This is a genomic window from Nitrospirota bacterium (genome assembly GCA_016214385.1).
Lineage (GTDB): Bacteria > Nitrospirota > Thermodesulfovibrionia > UBA6902 > JACROP01 > JACROP01.
This window is the reverse complement of record JACROP010000118.1, coordinates 13,381-30,499: the sequence shown is the minus strand read 5'-3', so window position 1 is coordinate 30,499 and position 17,119 is coordinate 13,381. Positions and strand designations below refer to the sequence as shown.

At 42.1% G+C, this 17,119-nt stretch carries 20 protein-coding genes; all 20 read left to right on the top strand.

What is annotated here, in order from left to right; translation table 11 throughout:
* On the top strand, nt 1-229 hold a 229-nt coding region (locus HZC12_07555; GenBank protein ID MBI5026566.1), incomplete at its 5' end, for a hypothetical protein.
* Between the two features lie 77 nt (nt 230-306).
* On the top strand, nt 307-801 hold the full coding sequence (locus HZC12_07550; protein MBI5026565.1) for a hypothetical protein: 495 nt from the start codon (nt 307-309) through the stop codon (nt 799-801).
* Nucleotides 802-2,130 carry a B12-binding domain-containing radical SAM protein gene (locus HZC12_07545; protein MBI5026564.1) on the top strand — a complete coding sequence of 443 codons (1,329 nt, stop codon included), beginning with the start codon at nt 802-804 and terminating at the stop codon, nt 2,128-2,130.
* Nucleotides 2,123-3,283 (top strand): ATP-grasp domain-containing protein, encoded by a 1,161-nt coding sequence (locus HZC12_07540; protein ID MBI5026563.1) that lies wholly within the window; start codon nt 2,123-2,125, stop codon nt 3,281-3,283. Before HZC12_07545 ends, HZC12_07540 begins: the two co-directional genes overlap by 8 nt.
* Before the next feature lie 13 nt (nt 3,284-3,296).
* Nucleotides 3,297-4,127 carry a tetratricopeptide repeat protein gene (locus HZC12_07535; protein MBI5026562.1) on the top strand — a complete coding sequence of 277 codons (831 nt, stop codon included), beginning with the start codon at nt 3,297-3,299 and terminating at the stop codon, nt 4,125-4,127.
* Between the two features lie 16 nt (nt 4,128-4,143).
* Entirely contained in the window at nt 4,144-4,965 is an 822-nt protein-coding gene (locus HZC12_07530; protein MBI5026561.1) for a polysaccharide deacetylase family protein, read from the top strand.
* A gap of 196 nt (nt 4,966-5,161) precedes the next feature.
* Entirely contained in the window at nt 5,162-6,373 is a 1,212-nt protein-coding gene (locus HZC12_07525; GenBank protein MBI5026560.1) for a beta-ketoacyl-[acyl-carrier-protein] synthase family protein, read from the top strand.
* Complete coding sequence (locus tag HZC12_07520) at nt 6,361-7,401, top strand: beta-ketoacyl synthase chain length factor (GenBank protein MBI5026559.1); 1,041 nt, start codon at nt 6,361-6,363, stop codon at nt 7,399-7,401. The genes HZC12_07525 and HZC12_07520 overlap by 13 nt, the downstream gene beginning before the upstream one ends.
* Complete coding sequence (locus HZC12_07515; GenBank protein ID MBI5026558.1) at nt 7,398-8,471, top strand: class I SAM-dependent methyltransferase; 1,074 nt, start codon at nt 7,398-7,400, stop codon at nt 8,469-8,471. Before HZC12_07520 ends, HZC12_07515 begins: the two co-directional genes overlap by 4 nt.
* Nucleotides 8,468-9,637, top strand: coding sequence for a beta-ketoacyl-[acyl-carrier-protein] synthase family protein (locus tag HZC12_07510; GenBank protein MBI5026557.1), 1,170 nt, complete (start codon nt 8,468-8,470; stop codon nt 9,635-9,637). Before HZC12_07515 ends, HZC12_07510 begins: the two co-directional genes overlap by 4 nt.
* Nucleotides 9,634-10,215 (top strand): hypothetical protein, encoded by a 582-nt coding sequence (locus HZC12_07505; protein ID MBI5026556.1) that lies wholly within the window; start codon nt 9,634-9,636, stop codon nt 10,213-10,215. Before HZC12_07510 ends, HZC12_07505 begins: the two co-directional genes overlap by 4 nt.
* Nucleotides 10,212-11,519 (top strand): AMP-binding protein, encoded by a 1,308-nt coding sequence (locus tag HZC12_07500; protein MBI5026555.1) that lies wholly within the window; start codon nt 10,212-10,214, stop codon nt 11,517-11,519. The genes HZC12_07505 and HZC12_07500 overlap by 4 nt, the downstream gene beginning before the upstream one ends.
* Nucleotides 11,512-12,591 (top strand): radical SAM protein, encoded by a 1,080-nt coding sequence (locus tag HZC12_07495; GenBank protein ID MBI5026554.1) that lies wholly within the window; start codon nt 11,512-11,514, stop codon nt 12,589-12,591. Before HZC12_07500 ends, HZC12_07495 begins: the two co-directional genes overlap by 8 nt.
* Complete coding sequence (locus HZC12_07490; protein ID MBI5026553.1) at nt 12,560-13,924, top strand: cobalamin B12-binding domain-containing protein; 1,365 nt, start codon at nt 12,560-12,562, stop codon at nt 13,922-13,924. The genes HZC12_07495 and HZC12_07490 overlap by 32 nt, the downstream gene beginning before the upstream one ends.
* 21 nt (nt 13,925-13,945) lie before the next feature.
* Nucleotides 13,946-14,515, top strand: coding sequence for a hypothetical protein (locus HZC12_07485; GenBank protein ID MBI5026552.1), 570 nt, complete (start codon nt 13,946-13,948; stop codon nt 14,513-14,515).
* Complete coding sequence (gene fabG, locus HZC12_07480; protein MBI5026551.1) at nt 14,515-15,246, top strand: 3-oxoacyl-[acyl-carrier-protein] reductase; 732 nt, start codon at nt 14,515-14,517, stop codon at nt 15,244-15,246. The genes HZC12_07485 and fabG overlap by 1 nt, the downstream gene beginning before the upstream one ends.
* Nucleotides 15,247-15,498, top strand: a complete 252-nt coding sequence (locus HZC12_07475; GenBank protein MBI5026550.1) for an acyl carrier protein — start codon at nt 15,247-15,249, stop codon at nt 15,496-15,498.
* A complete protein-coding gene (gene fabZ, locus HZC12_07470) occupies nt 15,495-15,908 on the top strand; it encodes a 3-hydroxyacyl-ACP dehydratase FabZ (GenBank protein ID MBI5026549.1) in 414 nt (137 codons plus the stop codon). Before HZC12_07475 ends, fabZ begins: the two co-directional genes overlap by 4 nt.
* Before the next feature lie 2 nt (nt 15,909-15,910).
* Nucleotides 15,911-16,273 carry a holo-ACP synthase gene (gene acpS / locus HZC12_07465; GenBank protein ID MBI5026548.1) on the top strand — a complete coding sequence of 121 codons (363 nt, stop codon included), beginning with the start codon at nt 15,911-15,913 and terminating at the stop codon, nt 16,271-16,273.
* 9 nt (nt 16,274-16,282) lie between these two features.
* Complete coding sequence (locus HZC12_07460) at nt 16,283-17,116, top strand: class I SAM-dependent methyltransferase (GenBank protein ID MBI5026547.1); 834 nt, start codon at nt 16,283-16,285, stop codon at nt 17,114-17,116.
* Nucleotides 17,117-17,119 lie beyond the last annotated feature (3 nt).

Sequence of the window (17,119 nt, the reverse complement as noted above, 5' to 3'; positions counted from 1 at the left end):
TTATGATGGAAAGACTTCTACCTATAATTTTAATGACACATCCATCCATGATTATCTGAGTAAAGAGGTAGTGCAGAGAGTTGTAAAGGGGTTTAAAAGGTTCAGGGTAGTGCATCCCTACTGCAAGCAATGTCTTGGGGACAGGAATATCCTCAATGCTGTTGTGAAACAGATAGGATCGATCGCATATTTCAAGTGGATGAAAAAAATTAAAAAATGGAGGTTCTAATGCTATTAAGGATTCGGCTGGCATTCTTATTGTGCATTGCTGTTTTTAGTATATCCTGTGCAGGGTCTTCTGCGTATATGAAACAGACAGAGACCTTGTTGTCTCCTACAAAAGAAAAGGCTTTGGTTCGCTTCATGAGACCTTCAGGTTTTGGATGGGCTATAAATTTCAATATTTGGGATGGCGACAAGGTTATTGGCAACAGTGTAGCAAAATCTCAGTTTGATTACTTGGCAGATCCAGGAAAGCATTTATTTGTTGCGGTATCTGAAAACAAAGTATTTCTTGAAGCGGATCTCGATGCAGGAAAAATCTATTATGTAATAACGAGGGTTTATAAAGGAGCATGGAGGGCAAGAGTAGCTTTTTTAGCGATCAATAAAGGGTCTGAGTATTGGGATAAGGTGCTGGAATATGAAAAAGAATTGAACAGGCTCGAACCGGATACTGCAGCATTAAAAGAGTGGGAAGCAGAGAACAAACCTAAAATTAAGGAACTACTGTCTCAATATGAGACAACTTTTAAAGCCAGTTATGACTGGCCCAAACTGACTCCTAAAGACGGCAGGTAAATGAAAAAACTTTTGCTAATCTCTCCCCTTGCTACCAAAAGCCTCCTCGGGGGGGACTTTTATTTTCGCGTTCCTTACCTTGGACTTTTGAAGGTGGCATCGTTAACACCGCCTGACTGGCAGGTGAACATTATTGATGAAAAGGTTGAAAAGATAGATTTCAACGGTGAAGTTGATCTTGTAGGCGTTACCGCAATGACCCCTGCTGTTAACCGCGGTTATGAAATAGCTGATGGTTTTAAACATCGCGGGGTAAAAGTTGTGATGGGCGGCATGCATGTATCAAAGATGCCAGAAGAGGCACTGCAACACTGCGATAGTGTCATTATTGGAGAGGCGGAAGACTTGTGGGATAAAGTCCTCTGCGATTTTGAGAGGAACGAACTTAAGAAAATTTATAAACATGAAAATGGTTATCCTTCACTCGAGAATCGTCCTGCTCCAGATTGGGATCTTTACAGGGATAAAAGATACTTGCCGTTTCATTCTATTGAGACTACAAGGGGATGTCCTCATAACTGCGAATTTTGCTCTGTAACAAGTTCATTCGGCGGTAAATTCAGAAACAGGCCAGTTGATGAGGTCGTAAAAGAGATACAAAATCTGAAGCCTTTTGAAGGCAGATTTATTTTAAAGAATGTAGTCTTTTTTGCTGATGATAACATAATAAGCAGCAGGAGACATGCAAAGGAATTGCTGGAAAGAATAATTCCCTATAACCTGAAATGGCTGGGGCAGGCATCGGTAAATGTTGCGAAAGATGATGAAATGCTGTCACTCTGCAGGAAGAGCGGATGTATGGGGATTTTGTTAGGATTTGAAAGCCTGTCCTCTGACAACCTCTCAAATATGGGAAAGGGCTTTAACAAGCCTCAGGACTATATTGATGTTGTGAATAAACTACATGATTACGGTATAGGAGTAGACGGATCATTTGTTCTCGGGTTTGACTATGACGATGAAGGTGTATTCGACCGTACGCTTGAATTTATTGTCAGGGCAAAAATAGATGTATGTTACTTTTCCATATTGACTCCTTATCCGGGCACAAGGCTTTATGCAAAGATGAAAGAAGAAGGACGGCTGATAGACTATGACTGGTCAAACTACAATACCAACAATGTTGTCTTTATGCCAAAATTCATGAAACCGGAAAAACTTCTTGAAGGATATCATCATACGCTTAAGGGTGCATTCTCCTATAATTCCATTTTCAGAAGGCTTTGGGGCAATGGCACATATAAGAACTTTTTCTATCCCATGAACTTTGGATTTAGGCAGAGCATAAAGAAAACTATTAAACACAAACAGAATTTTTCTTATGGATAGGGTTCTAATCCTTGATGGGATGTGGAATAAGTCCCTTGCTGCTGTAAGGTCCTTCGGCAGGAAGGGATTTTTTGTCACAGCAGGCGAAAGGACAAGACTCGCCACGGCTCTTTTTTCAAGGTATTGCAATAAAAGATTTATATATCCATCTCCCTCTGCATACCCCGAAGATTTTCTCCATGTCCTTGTGAGAGAACTAAAGACCGGCAACTACGATGTAATATTTCCAATGGAATACACCACCCAGATACTCCTGACCGAAACTGCAAACAGGGAAAGACTCCAGAGATATGCCAGGATACCCTTTGCTGATGCAGAACTTGCCAGAAAGGTCAATGATAAGGCATTTCTTATGCGGTATGCGAATGAAAAAGGGATTGATATTCCAAAAACTTATTTTGTAAATGAAGTAGAAGAAATCGAAAAAATCAAGGACAGTATCAAATGTCCTGTTGTAATAAAACCTCGTGTCAGTTCTGGCTCAAGGGGCATTGTATATGCAGGAGATAAGCAAGAATTAATTCCATCATACTTTAATGTGCATGAGAAATACTCCTTGCCCATTATTCAGGAATGTATACCAGGTGATGAGACCTACGGGGTTGGACTGCTTTTGAATTTTCAGTCCGAGGTCAGGGCACCCTTTGTGTATAAGAGATTGAGAACGTATCCTGTAAACGGCGGACCAAGCACTTTAAGGGAAAGCGTCAAAAGGGACGATATAAGATGGATTGCTGAATCATTGATGAGATCCCTCGGATGGACAGGGATTGCCCATGTGGAGTTCAAGATTGACCCCAGGGATGGCAGGCCAAAACTCCTTGAGGTGAATCCAAGATTCTGGGGGTCTCTACAACTTGCAATAGAATCGGGCGTAGATTTTCCGTTTCTGTTATATAAAATGGCTGTGGATGGCGATATAGAGCCTGTAAGGGATTATCATGCAGGGGTCAAATGCAGATGGTTGCTTCCTGGCGATATATTACATTTTTTTAAAAATCCTGACAGATTCAGGCTGAAGCCGAATTTCTTTGATTTCAGAGTAAAAGATGATGTTATATCATGGCATGACCCGATGCCGACGTTCGGGCGAATATTATCGGCATTTACCTTTATCTTTGATAAAGATATGAGGGAATTGCTGAAAAGATAACAAGGAGGGATGCATGGACAAGGGGAACAGATATTTTGTGACAGTCTTTCTTTTAGCGGCTCTTATTTTCGGAGGATATGCATTTTCAGAAGATCAGGGTGCTCAGATAAGAGGCGAAAGAAGCAGCGAGGGCGCTTATGAGGCATTTAAGTCAAGCCGGGAAGAGTTATATAAAAAGGCACTGGCCTTTAAAGAAGACGGGGACTATAATGCTGCGTATAATATCCTTAAAAAGCTCATTGCAGAAAGTCCCGGTGTCAGCGCATACGAGATCAGCTATGTAGACACACTTTTAGATCAGAGTCTGACTCTGAAAGAGGCTCAGAGTTCCGAATGGAAGGCAAAGGCAAAAGAGGCGGGGCATAAGATAAAATTGCTGCACCCAGCCAATACGCGGAATGCTGATTATTATTTGGTTCATGCAAAGTATTCATGGATTATCGAGGCACAGAGAGAAACACATATATTTAAAGCATTGAAGAAGGCACTTTATTTTAAACCGGGTTACCCTGAAGCGTATATTCTTCAGGGTGATGTTTATTTTGAGCGTGCCAGAAATACCAACCCTGACGAAGAGCAAGAAGGAGCCGCCAATTTAGCCGGCAGGTCGTTCGCTACCAATAGGCGGTTCTTGGCTGAAGAAGCGAGAACATCTTACAAGTCGGCGCTCTCATCTTCTCATTTGGGTGATAAAAGGAAGGCATACGTCCACTACAAGCTGGGCGAGCTTGAGGACGGAATATTCGGCAATAAGGATGCAGCTAAAGCACATTGGGGTCAAGCGGTGTCACTCTCTCCTGAAAGCAAAGCAGGCAAGCTGGCTCGACAGAGATTAGGGCAGTAGTTTCACTGTCAAGGTTATGCTTAATGCCCTTACAGTTGACCTTGAAGACTGGTATCACATATGTGGCGTGGAGAGGCATCCCGATATGTCCCAATGGGATGCCTATGAGAGCCGCATAGTCAGAAATACGGATAACATACTGAGACTGCTTAAGACTTACAATACAAGAGCAACTTTTTTTGTCCTCGGATACATCGCCTACAAAGAACCCACCCTTATCAAAGCAATCAAGGCTGAAGGCCATGAAATAGCAACCCACGGTTTCTGCCATCGGAGGATTTTTGAGATGACAGAAAGGGAGTTTGAAGAGGATGTGAGAAAATCTGTTGACATAATATCTTCTATAACAAGTGAAAAAGTATTGGGCTTCAGGGCGCCTGAGTGGTCGATAAGAAAGGAAACCTCATGGGCACTGGGAATACTCAGGAAGCTTGGCATCCTCTACGATTCAAGCATGGTTCCACTCACAAGGATGGGAAGCAGGGATTTTCCCCTTTATCCATGTAAGTATAAAACCGAGCATGGGGATATATGGGAATTCCCCCTCACTACTACGGGACTATTCTGGGAAAATTTACCCTTCAGCGGCGGATTGCCATTAAGGCTTGCCCCCTACTTTTATATCGTTTCAAAGGTTAAAAGGATAAATCGGCAAGGTTTTCCCGCCATTGTCTATATACATCCATGGGAATTTGACAGGGAGCAGCCCAGGATTGACCTTCCCTTGAGCAGGCGCTTTATGCATTATTTCAATATAAAGGTTGCGCCTCAAAAAATAGAAGGCTTACTTAAACATTTACCATTTGCTCCGGTTAAGGATGTGCTCGGGTTAGGGTGATGAGAGATACTTATTTCTGGAGTTCATTGCTCTCTGCCATAGTGTTTTATCTTTGTCTTTTATGTGGTTTAATAATTTTTGTTGTCATCGCAGGTCTTTGGGGAATTTTTATTATCTTTCTGGCTGTTGTATTATTATTAAGTTATTTTTATGGCGGATTTAAAAATATCGCTGCATTATGGAGGCGCAAATTACCTTGAATAGAAGGGTTGTTGTAACAGGGATGGGTATCATTACTGCCCATGGAGCAGGTAAAAAGATAAACTGGGAAAAAACAAAAGCAGGCGTATCCAGCATAGGGGAGATAACATCTTTTGATACCTCAAAATACAGGGGGAAATGCGGCGGTGAGGCAAAAGAGTTCGTTACCACTACCGTCAACAACTTAAAGAAGACAAGGCTTGATAGGGCATCTCATCTCTTGATTCATGCAACAAAAGAGGCGCTTTTAGATACAAATATTATTGGTAGCATAAAAGACATATTTGTGCTCCTTTCTGTTGGCACAACCCTCGGAGGGATGCTTTCTGGAGAAGCATTCCACAAAGAGGTTATAGGAAGGGGATTGAAGATGGCGAGGCTTTCATTGCTTTCTGATTACCTTGCACACAATCAGGCAATTAATCTCTTCAAAGAATTTGGACTGAAGGGAGATTTTCTTGTATTCTCCAATGCATGTGCCTCCGGCACCAATGCAATAGGTTATGCCTTTAATTCTATCCGATCTGGTAATTATGATTTAGCCATCTGTGGTGGATACGATACTATGAGCGAGTTCACTTTTGCCGGATTTAACTCTCTTATGGCAGTAACTCCTGGTCTATGTAAACCCTTTGATAAAAACAGGGATGGACTTGTTCTCGGAGAAGGGGCAGGAATTATGGTTTTGGAGGAACTGGAACATGCCCTTAAACGCAATGTACGGATATTTGGTGAGATTGTGGGATATGGCGAGTCATCTGATGCATACCATATGACAAGCCCGGAACCAACAGGCATGTCAGCGGCTGATGCCATTAAAAAGGCATTGGTGGATGCCGGAAATCCGCAGATTGAGTATATTAATGCCCACGGTACCGGAACTAAATATAATGATGTAATGGAGGCAAAGGCAATAAAAATAATATTTGGAGACTATGGGAAAAGCATACCAGTGAGTTCAATAAAACCGATGATAGGCCATCTTTTAGGGGGCGCTGGTGCAGTGGAGGCAATTGTCTCGCTTTTATCAGTAATTCATAAGGAACTCCCTCCCAACATAAATTATCAAACACCTGATCCTGAATGTGCGTTAAATATAGTAAAGGAAGCAGTGAAGTCAGACATAAAAAATGTGCTATCCAATTCTTTTGGATTCGGCGGTTCAAATGCATCCATAGTAATCAGAAAATACCCATGGGAAGAATAGTTTTTACAGGCATAGGTGTTGTATCTCCCATTGGAACTGGAAAGGAACAGTTCTGTAGGGCAGTGATTAACAATTATTCAGGTATCAGGAGAATAAGAAAAATACCGTCTCAAGTTGACTCCGTTGGTGGAGAAATTGAAGATTTTGATTGTGACCAATACATAAACGACCGGAGATTCAGGCGTGCAGCGGAGATTTCAAAATATGCCCTTGTTGCTGCAAAACTTGCAATAGAGGATACAGGTAATACGGTAAATGGTGAGAAAGCAGCAATGGTTATGGGAATAACCCACGGCGCCCTAAATTATACGCAGGAATTTCACAGGGCAATTATAAAAAATGACATTGATGCCATAAGCCCTATCCTCTTTTCAGATTCAGTGTTCAATGCCCCCGCAGGTAATGCATCAATATGTTTTGGCATAAAAGGCCCTGTGCATACAATTGTTGGTGGGTCGGATGTTACTATTAAGGCAATAATGCTTGGCAGCAGAATGCTTGCAAATGGATCAGCGGATAAGGTAATTATTGTTTCTGCAGAAGAGCTCAATGAACTCTCCTTTTTCTGCTATTCACGCAAAGGGATTGGCGCACTGTCGGAGGGTGCGGGAGCAATAGTGATGGAGAAAGAGGACAGTGTTAAAGAATTGCCATATTGCTATATATCAGGAATGGCCTCATGCTGTAATCCTTCAACCCCCAGGGTTTTAATGGATGTAGTTAAGGAGTGTTTGACAAGGGCAGGTCTCAGGTCAGCGGATATTGGTCTCATTCTGACGGACTCCACTGTGGATTTTGAATATATGCCGGATGTGCCTGTAGGAAGTATAAACTCTCTCGCAGGGAATGCCTTTTCAGCCACCACAATGTGGCATGCAATACTATCATGTTTTGTGTTAAAAAATAGCGAGCTACCGACGAGTATCATCAGGAATAAAGTTTCTGCTCCGAATTCTGCAGGGAATGTGCTGGTATGTTCGTTAGACAAACATGGTGTCGCCTCAGCGATAATTCTGTCTAAGTTATGAATAGAGTAGATATAAATTTTAATTGTGCCGATGCAAAAGTTCTTTTAAGCCGTTTTCTTGTCCAGAAATTTCTCACTGAACGACTCATTCGTTTTATAGCTGAAGAAGGCATTTTTGAACTCTTCGCATCAATGAAGCATTTTACTATCAGAGATGCTGTTGCGGCATTCCAGCAAAAGCTCGGCTACAGACTTAATAATAAAACAAGGATGAGAATGGCAAGGATAATTATTGATTTGCTGTACGAATGTGGATATCTTAAAAAGAAAGGGGGCCTTTACCTGTGGGATACAGGTAAAGGCATGGAGACAGGATTGTCGGATAATGATAAGGAAATGGTGAGAATAACCTTTAAAGGGCAGGTAGATTTTTTTGAGAACTGTATTCTCTATGCCCATGAATTTCTTGCGGGAAAGCCGCCCCTGTATGGCTTTAATGATAAATTCATACATATCTGGGAGGAATTTCTCGGAGATACTGAATTTAGATTTGGCCGTTACATATTGATAAATCTATTGCTGCATGGACGAAACGGCAATTTAAAAGCCCTTGACCTTTGTTATGGCCCTGGCTTTAATATTTTACAACTGCTGGAGCAATCGCCTGACATAAGTGTGACTGCCCTTGATTTCAAAGACATCTTTCGGAGTCAAGCTGCCGACAGGATATCGAATGCCGGAACAGTTGAATGGGTGAACGGGATGTGGAAAGGATTCGGCAATCCACTGCCATTCCCTGATAATTCTCTTGATGTAATAATTTTTACATGCACTGATTCCTATATTCCTAAAGAATTGCGGGAGTATGTTTATAGAGACATATCCAGAACATTAAGACATGGCGGCACCATCGGCATACTTACTCACTGTTATCCTGACTCTGAAAAGATATATGTAAAGGATACATGGGTAAGGAGAGGCATTTTATGTCATGATTTTTCTGAAAGTGTCTGCGAAGGATGGAGTGGGTTTTATGGAGCAGAGGAGTCTATAAATCTTTTTAATGCCATTGGATATAATATCCATACCTTAATGTTGAACTCGTCCGTCTGGAGGCTTGATAAACCTTGAAAAATGGTGTGGTAATAACAGGGATCGGAATTGTCTCCCCTCTGAAGCCCTCAGATGATATTAATGCCTTCTGGGATGCATTATGTTCTGGGAAGGATGCAATCAGGAGGTCTAAATTGCCGATGCTAAATCTGGAAAGACAATGGCTAATGGCAAGCATTGATATGTATAGTTTCGAAAATTTCATTAGTCCTGAAAATAAGTTTCAGGTTATTGCTGAATCTGCACTGGGCATGGCAATAGAGGATGCGGCCATCCATGGGCATCCAAATGTCGGCCTTTCCATCGGGACAGTGCTCGGAAATGTATTATATAAAGAAAAAAGATTAATGGAGAATACAGAAGGTGGCAAAATAAGAGAGTCTCTATCTTTTCCTGCCCTGTATCTATCAGAGAGATACAATTTAAATGGTTCATGCATGACTATTTCCACTGCCTGTGCGTCTGGAACAGATGCCATTGGTGTTGCAGCAAGGAGGATAATGGCTGGCGAAGCAGACATCGTGATTGCCGGAGGGGTTGATGTTATAAGTGATTTTGCCCTTCTCGGATTTCATACCCTTCAGGCATTAACAGAGGAAAAGGTTCGCCCCTTTGATAAAAACAGGACAGGACTTGCCATCAGCGAGGGGGCTGCGTTTGTTGTGCTTGAGTCTAAAAAGCATGCCGTCCAAAGAGGGGCAAAGATATACGGCAAAGTAATGGGCTATGCTTCACGGTCTGATGCAAACCATCTGACAAGTCCCCATAGAGAGGGGCGCGGACTTTCTGATGCAATAAATCATGCGCTTTCAGAGGCTTGTATAAGCCCAAATGATGTGGATTACATCAATGCCCACGGTACAGGCACTGTATATAATGACCTCACGGAGACAAAGGCAATAAAAAGGGTATTTAGTAAAACAGCATATGAAATACCTGTCAGCTCTACGAAATCCATGCTGGGGCACTCTTTTGGCGCTGCGGGGGCAATAGAAGCTATATGTTGCCTCCTTTCTATTAAAAACAAGAGGATTCCGCCTACAATTAATTATAGAGAAAGGGATCCCGAATGTGATCTTGACTATGTTCCGAATGTATCAAGATATCATAATGTGAGAATAGCTATGTCCCTTTCTGCAGGATTTGGCGGACAGAACTCTGCAATAGTTTTTGGTGAAGCATGAAACCTGTAATCACAGGAATAAGCAGACTGACAAGCAAAGATATAGATGTGGCAATTTGCAGATACAGGGACCGTATTAAAGAGGTGCGCCTTGCCAACGACATTGAACGATTGGCCATCGCTTCTGTTGGCAATGTTCTGGAAGATGCTAAAATAAAGTTCCCTGTGGGGGATTCAAGCATCGGCATATACATGGGGATTGATGATGCAGTAGAGGACATCAAGGATGAGTATTTCAATAATATCCTGAGGGATGGAATTGTTGGTGTAAGCCCGCTACTGTTCCCTTATACATCTCCCAATGCCTTTGCTGCCCAGGTCTCCATCGCCTTTGATATAAGGGGGGAAAGCATTACGTTCCCTTTTAAAGATTCGTATAGGGATATGGTAAAATATGCAGCCGGATGTGTTGCCAAAGGCTACGCCCAAAAAGCTATTGCAGGAGCTATTAGATTAGAAGATAAAAGACTAAATGCAAATGAAGGGAGATATGGGGCAGAGTTTTTTTTTATTGAGACGATAAGCAATGCCAGTGCCCGCGGCACAAAGATATACCACTATACAGGGGAGAATGAGTGAAGTCCTTTGAAATAATAGATAAATTTCCTCAAGATACCATCAGAGGTATTCAAGGAGAATTGCTGACGCAAACCATAAGACATGCTTATGAGAATTCTCCTTATTATAGGAAAAGATTTGATGATATAAGTTTATTACCATCCCAAATCAAAGGTGTTGAAGATTTAGAAAGACTGCCATTGACAGGCAGGGATGACTTTCAAAAAGATAACAATGAATTCCTTGCCGCCAAAATGGAGGATATTGTAGAGATTGTCTCCACCACCGGGACAACCGGCGAACCAGTATTTGTAGCCCTTACCTATAATGACATGGAAAGGCTCGCTTGTAATGAGGAGAGGAATTTCTCTAATGTAGGCGCACACAGAGGAGATTTATTTCACATAGCTGTCACATGCGATAATCTCTTTATCGCTGGTATAGCCTATTACAGAGGACTTATAAGGCTGGGAGCAACTGCGATAAGGATAGGCCCGCAGAACATAGCGAGACATCTGGAACTCATGAAGAAGTTAATGCCCACCGGGATTGTGGCGGTGCCGTCTTTTGTGGTTCATATGTCCCGACGCATCGGTGACAATGGCATGTCTCCTGCAGAATTGGGATTAAAAAAGATAGTCCTGATAGGAGACAGTATCAGGGATATGGATTTCAAGTCAAATGCCCTGGGCAGTTTAATAGAGTCTGCCTTCGGGGATATATGCTATTCCACCTACGGGATCACAGAGGCGCAGGTGGCATTTTCAGAATGCAGTCTTAAGCAGGGACTCCATAGCCATCCTGATTTTGTCATAGTGGAAATAATAGATGACAATGGCAACAAGCTTCCAGATGGTGAGATTGGGGAATTGATTCTGACACCCCTCCAATTAGAGGGGATGCCGTTGATAAGATATAAAACAGGGGATATTACCTTTAAAGTATCAAGTCCCTGCCCGTGTGGAAGAAATTCTGTCAGGATTGGCCCGATTATTGGCAGAAAACAGCACAAACTGAAGGTTAAAGGCGTCACCCTTTACCCTAAGACACTTGAAAATGCAATCATAGGGATAAAGGCTGTAATTAATTACCAGATAGAGGCATATACTGGTGATGACCAGACAGATCACCTGATTCTCAGGGTTGGTTCCCATAGAAAAGACAGCGATTTCAGGACATTCCTGTATGATATAATCAGGGCAAAGGCGCGGATTACCCCGGAAATAGAGATAGAGCATCCTGAAAGCGTGGAAGAGAGGCTATTTGAAGGAGGAAACCGGAAACCAATCATATTTAAAGATAGAAGGAACAAGGTGTATGGGTAACGGAGTAGATATAACCTGCAAGCTCGGTTTTTCAGACAATGAGATTGCAAAATGTCTGAAGAAAAGAGGGTTGCTTTCCATTGAGCTCGAATTCACAAAGAAATGCAATCTCAGATGCCTTTATTGTTATTCCAGTGCAGGAGAGCCTTTAGAGAATGAATTAAGCCATGATGAATTAAAGTCAGTAATTTTTCAGGCAAAGGAGCTTGGGGCAAAGAAGGCAATACTCCTTGGCGGCGGTGAGCCCCTGTTGTATCAGAGATTGACGGATATTATAGGATATATAAATTCTCTTGGACTCCAGCATGCCCTTTTTACAAACGGAACCCTTATTACTGCTGAAATAGCTGATTACCTCTATAAAAACAGGGCATGTGTAGTTATAAAAAGCAACAGCCAGAACCCAGAGATACAGGACTTACTTGCGGGCGTTAACGGTGCCTTTAAGAATATAAAAAGGGGGCTACAACTCCTTATGGATGCAGGTTATCCCGGTGAAAATCACATACTCGGCATCCAGACCGTTATATGCAGACAGAATATTGATGAACTACCATCAATGTGGATATGGGCAAGGGAAAGGGGCATTATTCCTTATTTTGAGACATTGACCTATCAGGGACGGGCAAGGAAGAACCCGGACTTAACTGTTTCTGTATCGGAAATCAAGACCATCTTTGAGCAGTTAGAGATGATTGACAGGGAAAGGTTTGGTATTCTTTGGGAATCTCGCCCCCCCGTTGCAGCCTTTACATGTAAGCGGCACCTCTATAGCTGTCTTGTGAATTCCCAGGGTTATGTGCAGCCCTGCACAGGCATAGATATATCTGTTGGAAATATCAGGGAGCGTCGTCTTGAGGATATACTCAGGAACAGCCCTGCAATTTCCAATCTCAGAAATATCTACAAGAAGATTGAAGGTGTCTGTAAGACATGTGAATATAATCAAGGATGTTATGGATGCAGGGGTAATGCATATCAGATGACAGGCAATTATCTGGCTTCTGACTCTACATGCTGGAGGTGCGAGAAGGTCAGAGATGAAGGTTCTCCTCATATCTGTAAACAATGAAAAAGACCCATATCCGGTAACCCCTATTGGCGTGGCCTATGTTGCAAAGGCACTGAAAGACAAAAATCATGATGTTTGCATCCTCGATCTATGTTTTGTAAAAGACGACTTCATCGCCATTGAAGATTCCTTGAGAGGCTTTTGTCCTGATATTGTTGGCATATCCATCAGGAATGTGGATAACCTTACATATAAGAAAAGCATCTTCTACATGCCGAGGATTAGAAATATTGCTGCCTTCATAAAGGGGCATATACATGTTCCTATAGTGGTTGGAGGATCAGGCTTCTCCATCTTCCCTGAAGACATCATGAAGTATCTCGAAATTGAGATAGGCATCATAGGAGAAGGGGAAACCGCCTTCCCTCTATTTGTTGATGCCATCGGTAATGGCGGCGATGTCTATAATATCCCCAATCTCTGCTGCATCAGGGATGGGCAGTTTTTATCCAATGCCTTACAGTATAATCGTCTTAATTTCCGACCTGACAGGTCTCTTCTGAATAACAGGTCGTATTACGAACTCGGTGGCATGGCTAATATACAATCAAAACGTGGATGTCCCTTTAAGTGTGCCTACTGTACATATCCAAATATTGAGGGCAGCAGGTTAAGGTTGAGGGAACCGGTAGATATAGTTGAGGAGTTAAAGGAGATGCAATCTCTATACGGCATTGACTATATCTTTTTTGTGGATGATATATTCAACTTTCCCGTAGAGCACGCTGCTGCAATATGTGAAGAGATGGCGAGGAGCGGCCTGAGGATGGCATGGACATGCTTTGCCACGCCAATGGGGATGACAGCGGAGCTTGCAACACTTATGAAAAGGGCAGGTTGTATCGGTGTTGAGTTCGGCTCGGATGCCGGCTCGGATATGACATTGAAGGGACTTTGTAAGGGTTTTGCCGCCAATGATATAGCATATGCATCTGAGTGCTGTAAAACTGTTGACTTGCCAAATGCCCATTATATTATAATGGGAGGCCCCGGGGAGAATAAGGCGACTCTTGAGGAGACATTCAAACTCTTTGACAGGATTAAACCGACAGCGGTCATTGCCTTAATTGGAGCAAGGATATATCCAAATACAAGACTCCACGAGATAGCTATAGAAGGAGGCGTGATTGAAAAAGGAAGGGATTTGTTGCAACCTGTATTTTATCTGTCATCAGAAATTGCTGTTGATGCTTTGATACAAAAAGTTTCTGAACATGCAGAACAAAGGAACAACTGGGTGGTGCCTGGGCTAAACATAAGATGTGATAGCGATATGTTAGGTGCATTAAGAAAGATGGGCAAAAAAGGGCCTTTATGGGATATGCTTGAATAAAGTAATGACATTGGAGGTTATATGAAAAAGCTATTTGTAGTAATTGGAGTGTTGTTTTTAGGACTGATTAACAATGCATATGCCATGGAGATAGGGAAATCGTATTATTTGAAAACCGCATTGCATGCCGTCAGAGGAGACGAGATTTACTGGGTGAATTATAATGATACAGCGAAGACAATATTGCTTAAAGCAGGCGAGAAGGTCACGATTACAGAGATTGACAGGCACATTATAAAATTTGACCTGAATGGAAAGATTTATAATTTTGCCTTCACCGAAAAGGGCAATTCAGGATCGGAGGAGATATATAGCAAGTTTTTTACCACCGAGAATATCAACAAAAAGATAGAAGGTTATCCGGATGATATTAAAAGCAAGATAAGAAGGGGAATTGCTGAAAAGGGGATGACAAAGGAGCAGATGTTGCTGGCAGTGGGTTGTCCTGCCATTGTCGACAATCAGAAGACATTTAATCTGGGGTTGAAAGAAATCATGAGCAGTGATAAATGGATATACTACTATAACCGTTTCAACCGCTGGCAGGCCGTATTTGGCAGAGACGGAAAGCTAATCAGCATACAAAATTAATGGGCAGAGTAGTTCTTATTACCGGTGGAAGTAGAGGTATTGGAAGGGCTATCTGCAAGGCATTTGCCGATGCGGGCGACACGGTCATTATAAACTGCACTAAATCAAGGGATGAAGCAGAGGCATTAAGGCAGGAACTGCCATCGGGAGATAATATTATTGACATTGAACAGGCTGATGTATCTGATTACGCCCATGTGAGGCAGATGCTCGCCAGCGTAATACAGAAACATAAGAAAATAGATGTCCTTGTGAACAATGCAGGTATTGTCAGGGACGGTTTTTTAATGCTTATGTCTGAAAAGGACTGGAGTGATGTTATAAATACGAACCTTACCGGGGTTTTTAATTGTTCAAAGGCGGTATCAGAATACATGATAGGTCAGAGGAGCGGAGTTATAATTAACATAGCATCTTTAAGCGGCATTACAGGGCTGCCAGGTCAAACAAATTATTCTGCTGCAAAAGGCGGTGTGATAGCTTTTACAAAGGCTATTTCAAAGGAACTGGCACATTTTAACATAAGGGTGAATGCAGTTGCCCCTGGAATTATAGAGAGCGATATGGTTGATTCTTTGCCAGAAAAGGCAAAGAAGGCATTCCTTGAAAACATACCCCTCAAAAGATTCGGCAGGCCCGAGGAAGTGGCATCTGTTGTCAGATTCCTTGCATCCGATGAGGCCAGTTATATCACTGGAGAAACAATTTGCGTTACCGGAGGATTACCTTAATTGTCTGAAATTGTCCAGAAACTGAAAGAATTGATGATAACGAGATTAAAGCTTAAGGTCGGAGCAGATGAGATAAATGAAGACACACAACTCTTCGGCACCGACGGATTGGGGCTTGATTCCATAGATGTACTGGAATTGGTGGTGGGGATAAAAAGGGAATTTGGTGTGGACATAACAGACAAAGAGACTGCACAGAAGGTCTTCACATCTGTAGGTAATATAGCGAAATACATACAAGAAAACAGATGACAGACTTGAATGCTTTGCCAGTAACTATCCTGCCCCATTCATATCCGTTTGTTCTAATTGATAAAATAATTGAATTTGAAAAAGGCAAGCGGATTATATGCCTTAAGAATGTGACTATCAATGAAGAGTTCTTTACAGGACACTTCAGGGATAATCCTGTCATGCCCGGCGTTTTGATAATAGAGGCAATGGCACAGGCATCAGGGCTGATAATAGGTGATGAGAAAACAGGTGCGTACCTTACAAGGGTAAAGGATGCAAGATTTAAAAAACCTGTTATCCCTGGCGACCAGCTTATCATAAAATCATCTCTATCACAGGGCTTTCATCCCCTTTATGTCTTTGATGTCATGGCATATGTTAAGGAAGAGATAGTTTCCGAGGCAGAAATAACTCTAACCATTGTGTGAATATGCGGGGTGTAGGAACAGATATAGTGATGATTTCAAGGATCGAGCACTGGGTTAAGGATGCGGTAATGCTTGAGAAGGTCTTCACTGAGGAAGAGAAACTGTATTGCTTAAAAAAGAAGCATCCCCATAAACACCTCGCCTCCTTTTTTGCTGTAAAGGAGGCATTTATGAAGGCAATCGGCACCGGCTGGAGTAATGGCGTGGGATGGAAAGATATAGAGGTGATTAATAAAGAAGGAGTCCTTTCAGTGAAGCTTTCTAATGGAGCTAAAGAATTATGTGATGGGCAGAGAGTATTTGTAAGCACGAGTTTTTCAAGTGCTTTAGCAATTGCCACAGTGGTAATTGATGGAAATTTTTGAAAGCAAAATATGAAGCATGTCAATTGTAATCTCTGCGGTATAGATAAGACCCGCCTTATTGCTATTCAGAACGAATATAAAGTTGTTCAATGCCCCGACTGCGGGCTTGTATATGTAAATCCAAGACCAACCACTGATATGCTCATAAAGCTTTATAATGATTATCATCAAAGGGGCGGTAAGGATGAGCATTCATGGGCAATGCTCATGGAGGGAAACTTTAAAGAGGTGTCAGTATTTCTGAACAAACTATTCCATGAAAGGGGAAATCTCCTTGATATAGGCTGTGCCTATGGGCATTTTATAGAGATGATGAAGGGGTATGGATGGTCGGTTACAGGCATTGACCCCTCATCAGAAGCCATAGCATCTGCCAGGAAGAAAGACCTCCATGTCTTTGAGACAACCATTGAGGATGCTGTATTCCCGGAGGCTTCCTTTGATGCGGTAACAGCTTTTTATATCCTTGAACATCTCGCTGATCCGCTTTCTGCACTGAAAAAGATATTTAATATACTGAAACCCGGAGGTATCGTTGTTTTAAGGATTCCTCATACAACGCCTGTAGTGAAATTCCTTACATTTTTTGGTATAAAAAATAATCTCTATGACCTGCCCTACCATTTATACGATTTTTCTCCAGAGACCATAAGATTGCTGCTTGAAAAAGCAGGATTCTCATTAATCAGTGTAAGGCCGGGAAGACCAACCCTTCCGAAAAGGTATGTAGAGAGGCTAATATCAATAGTCTCTGGCAATTTTTCCCGTTTTATCTTTGCTGTGAGCATGAGTAAATTGCTTCTGCCCGGAACGAGTAAGACTGTTATAGCTACCAGACCTTAGATT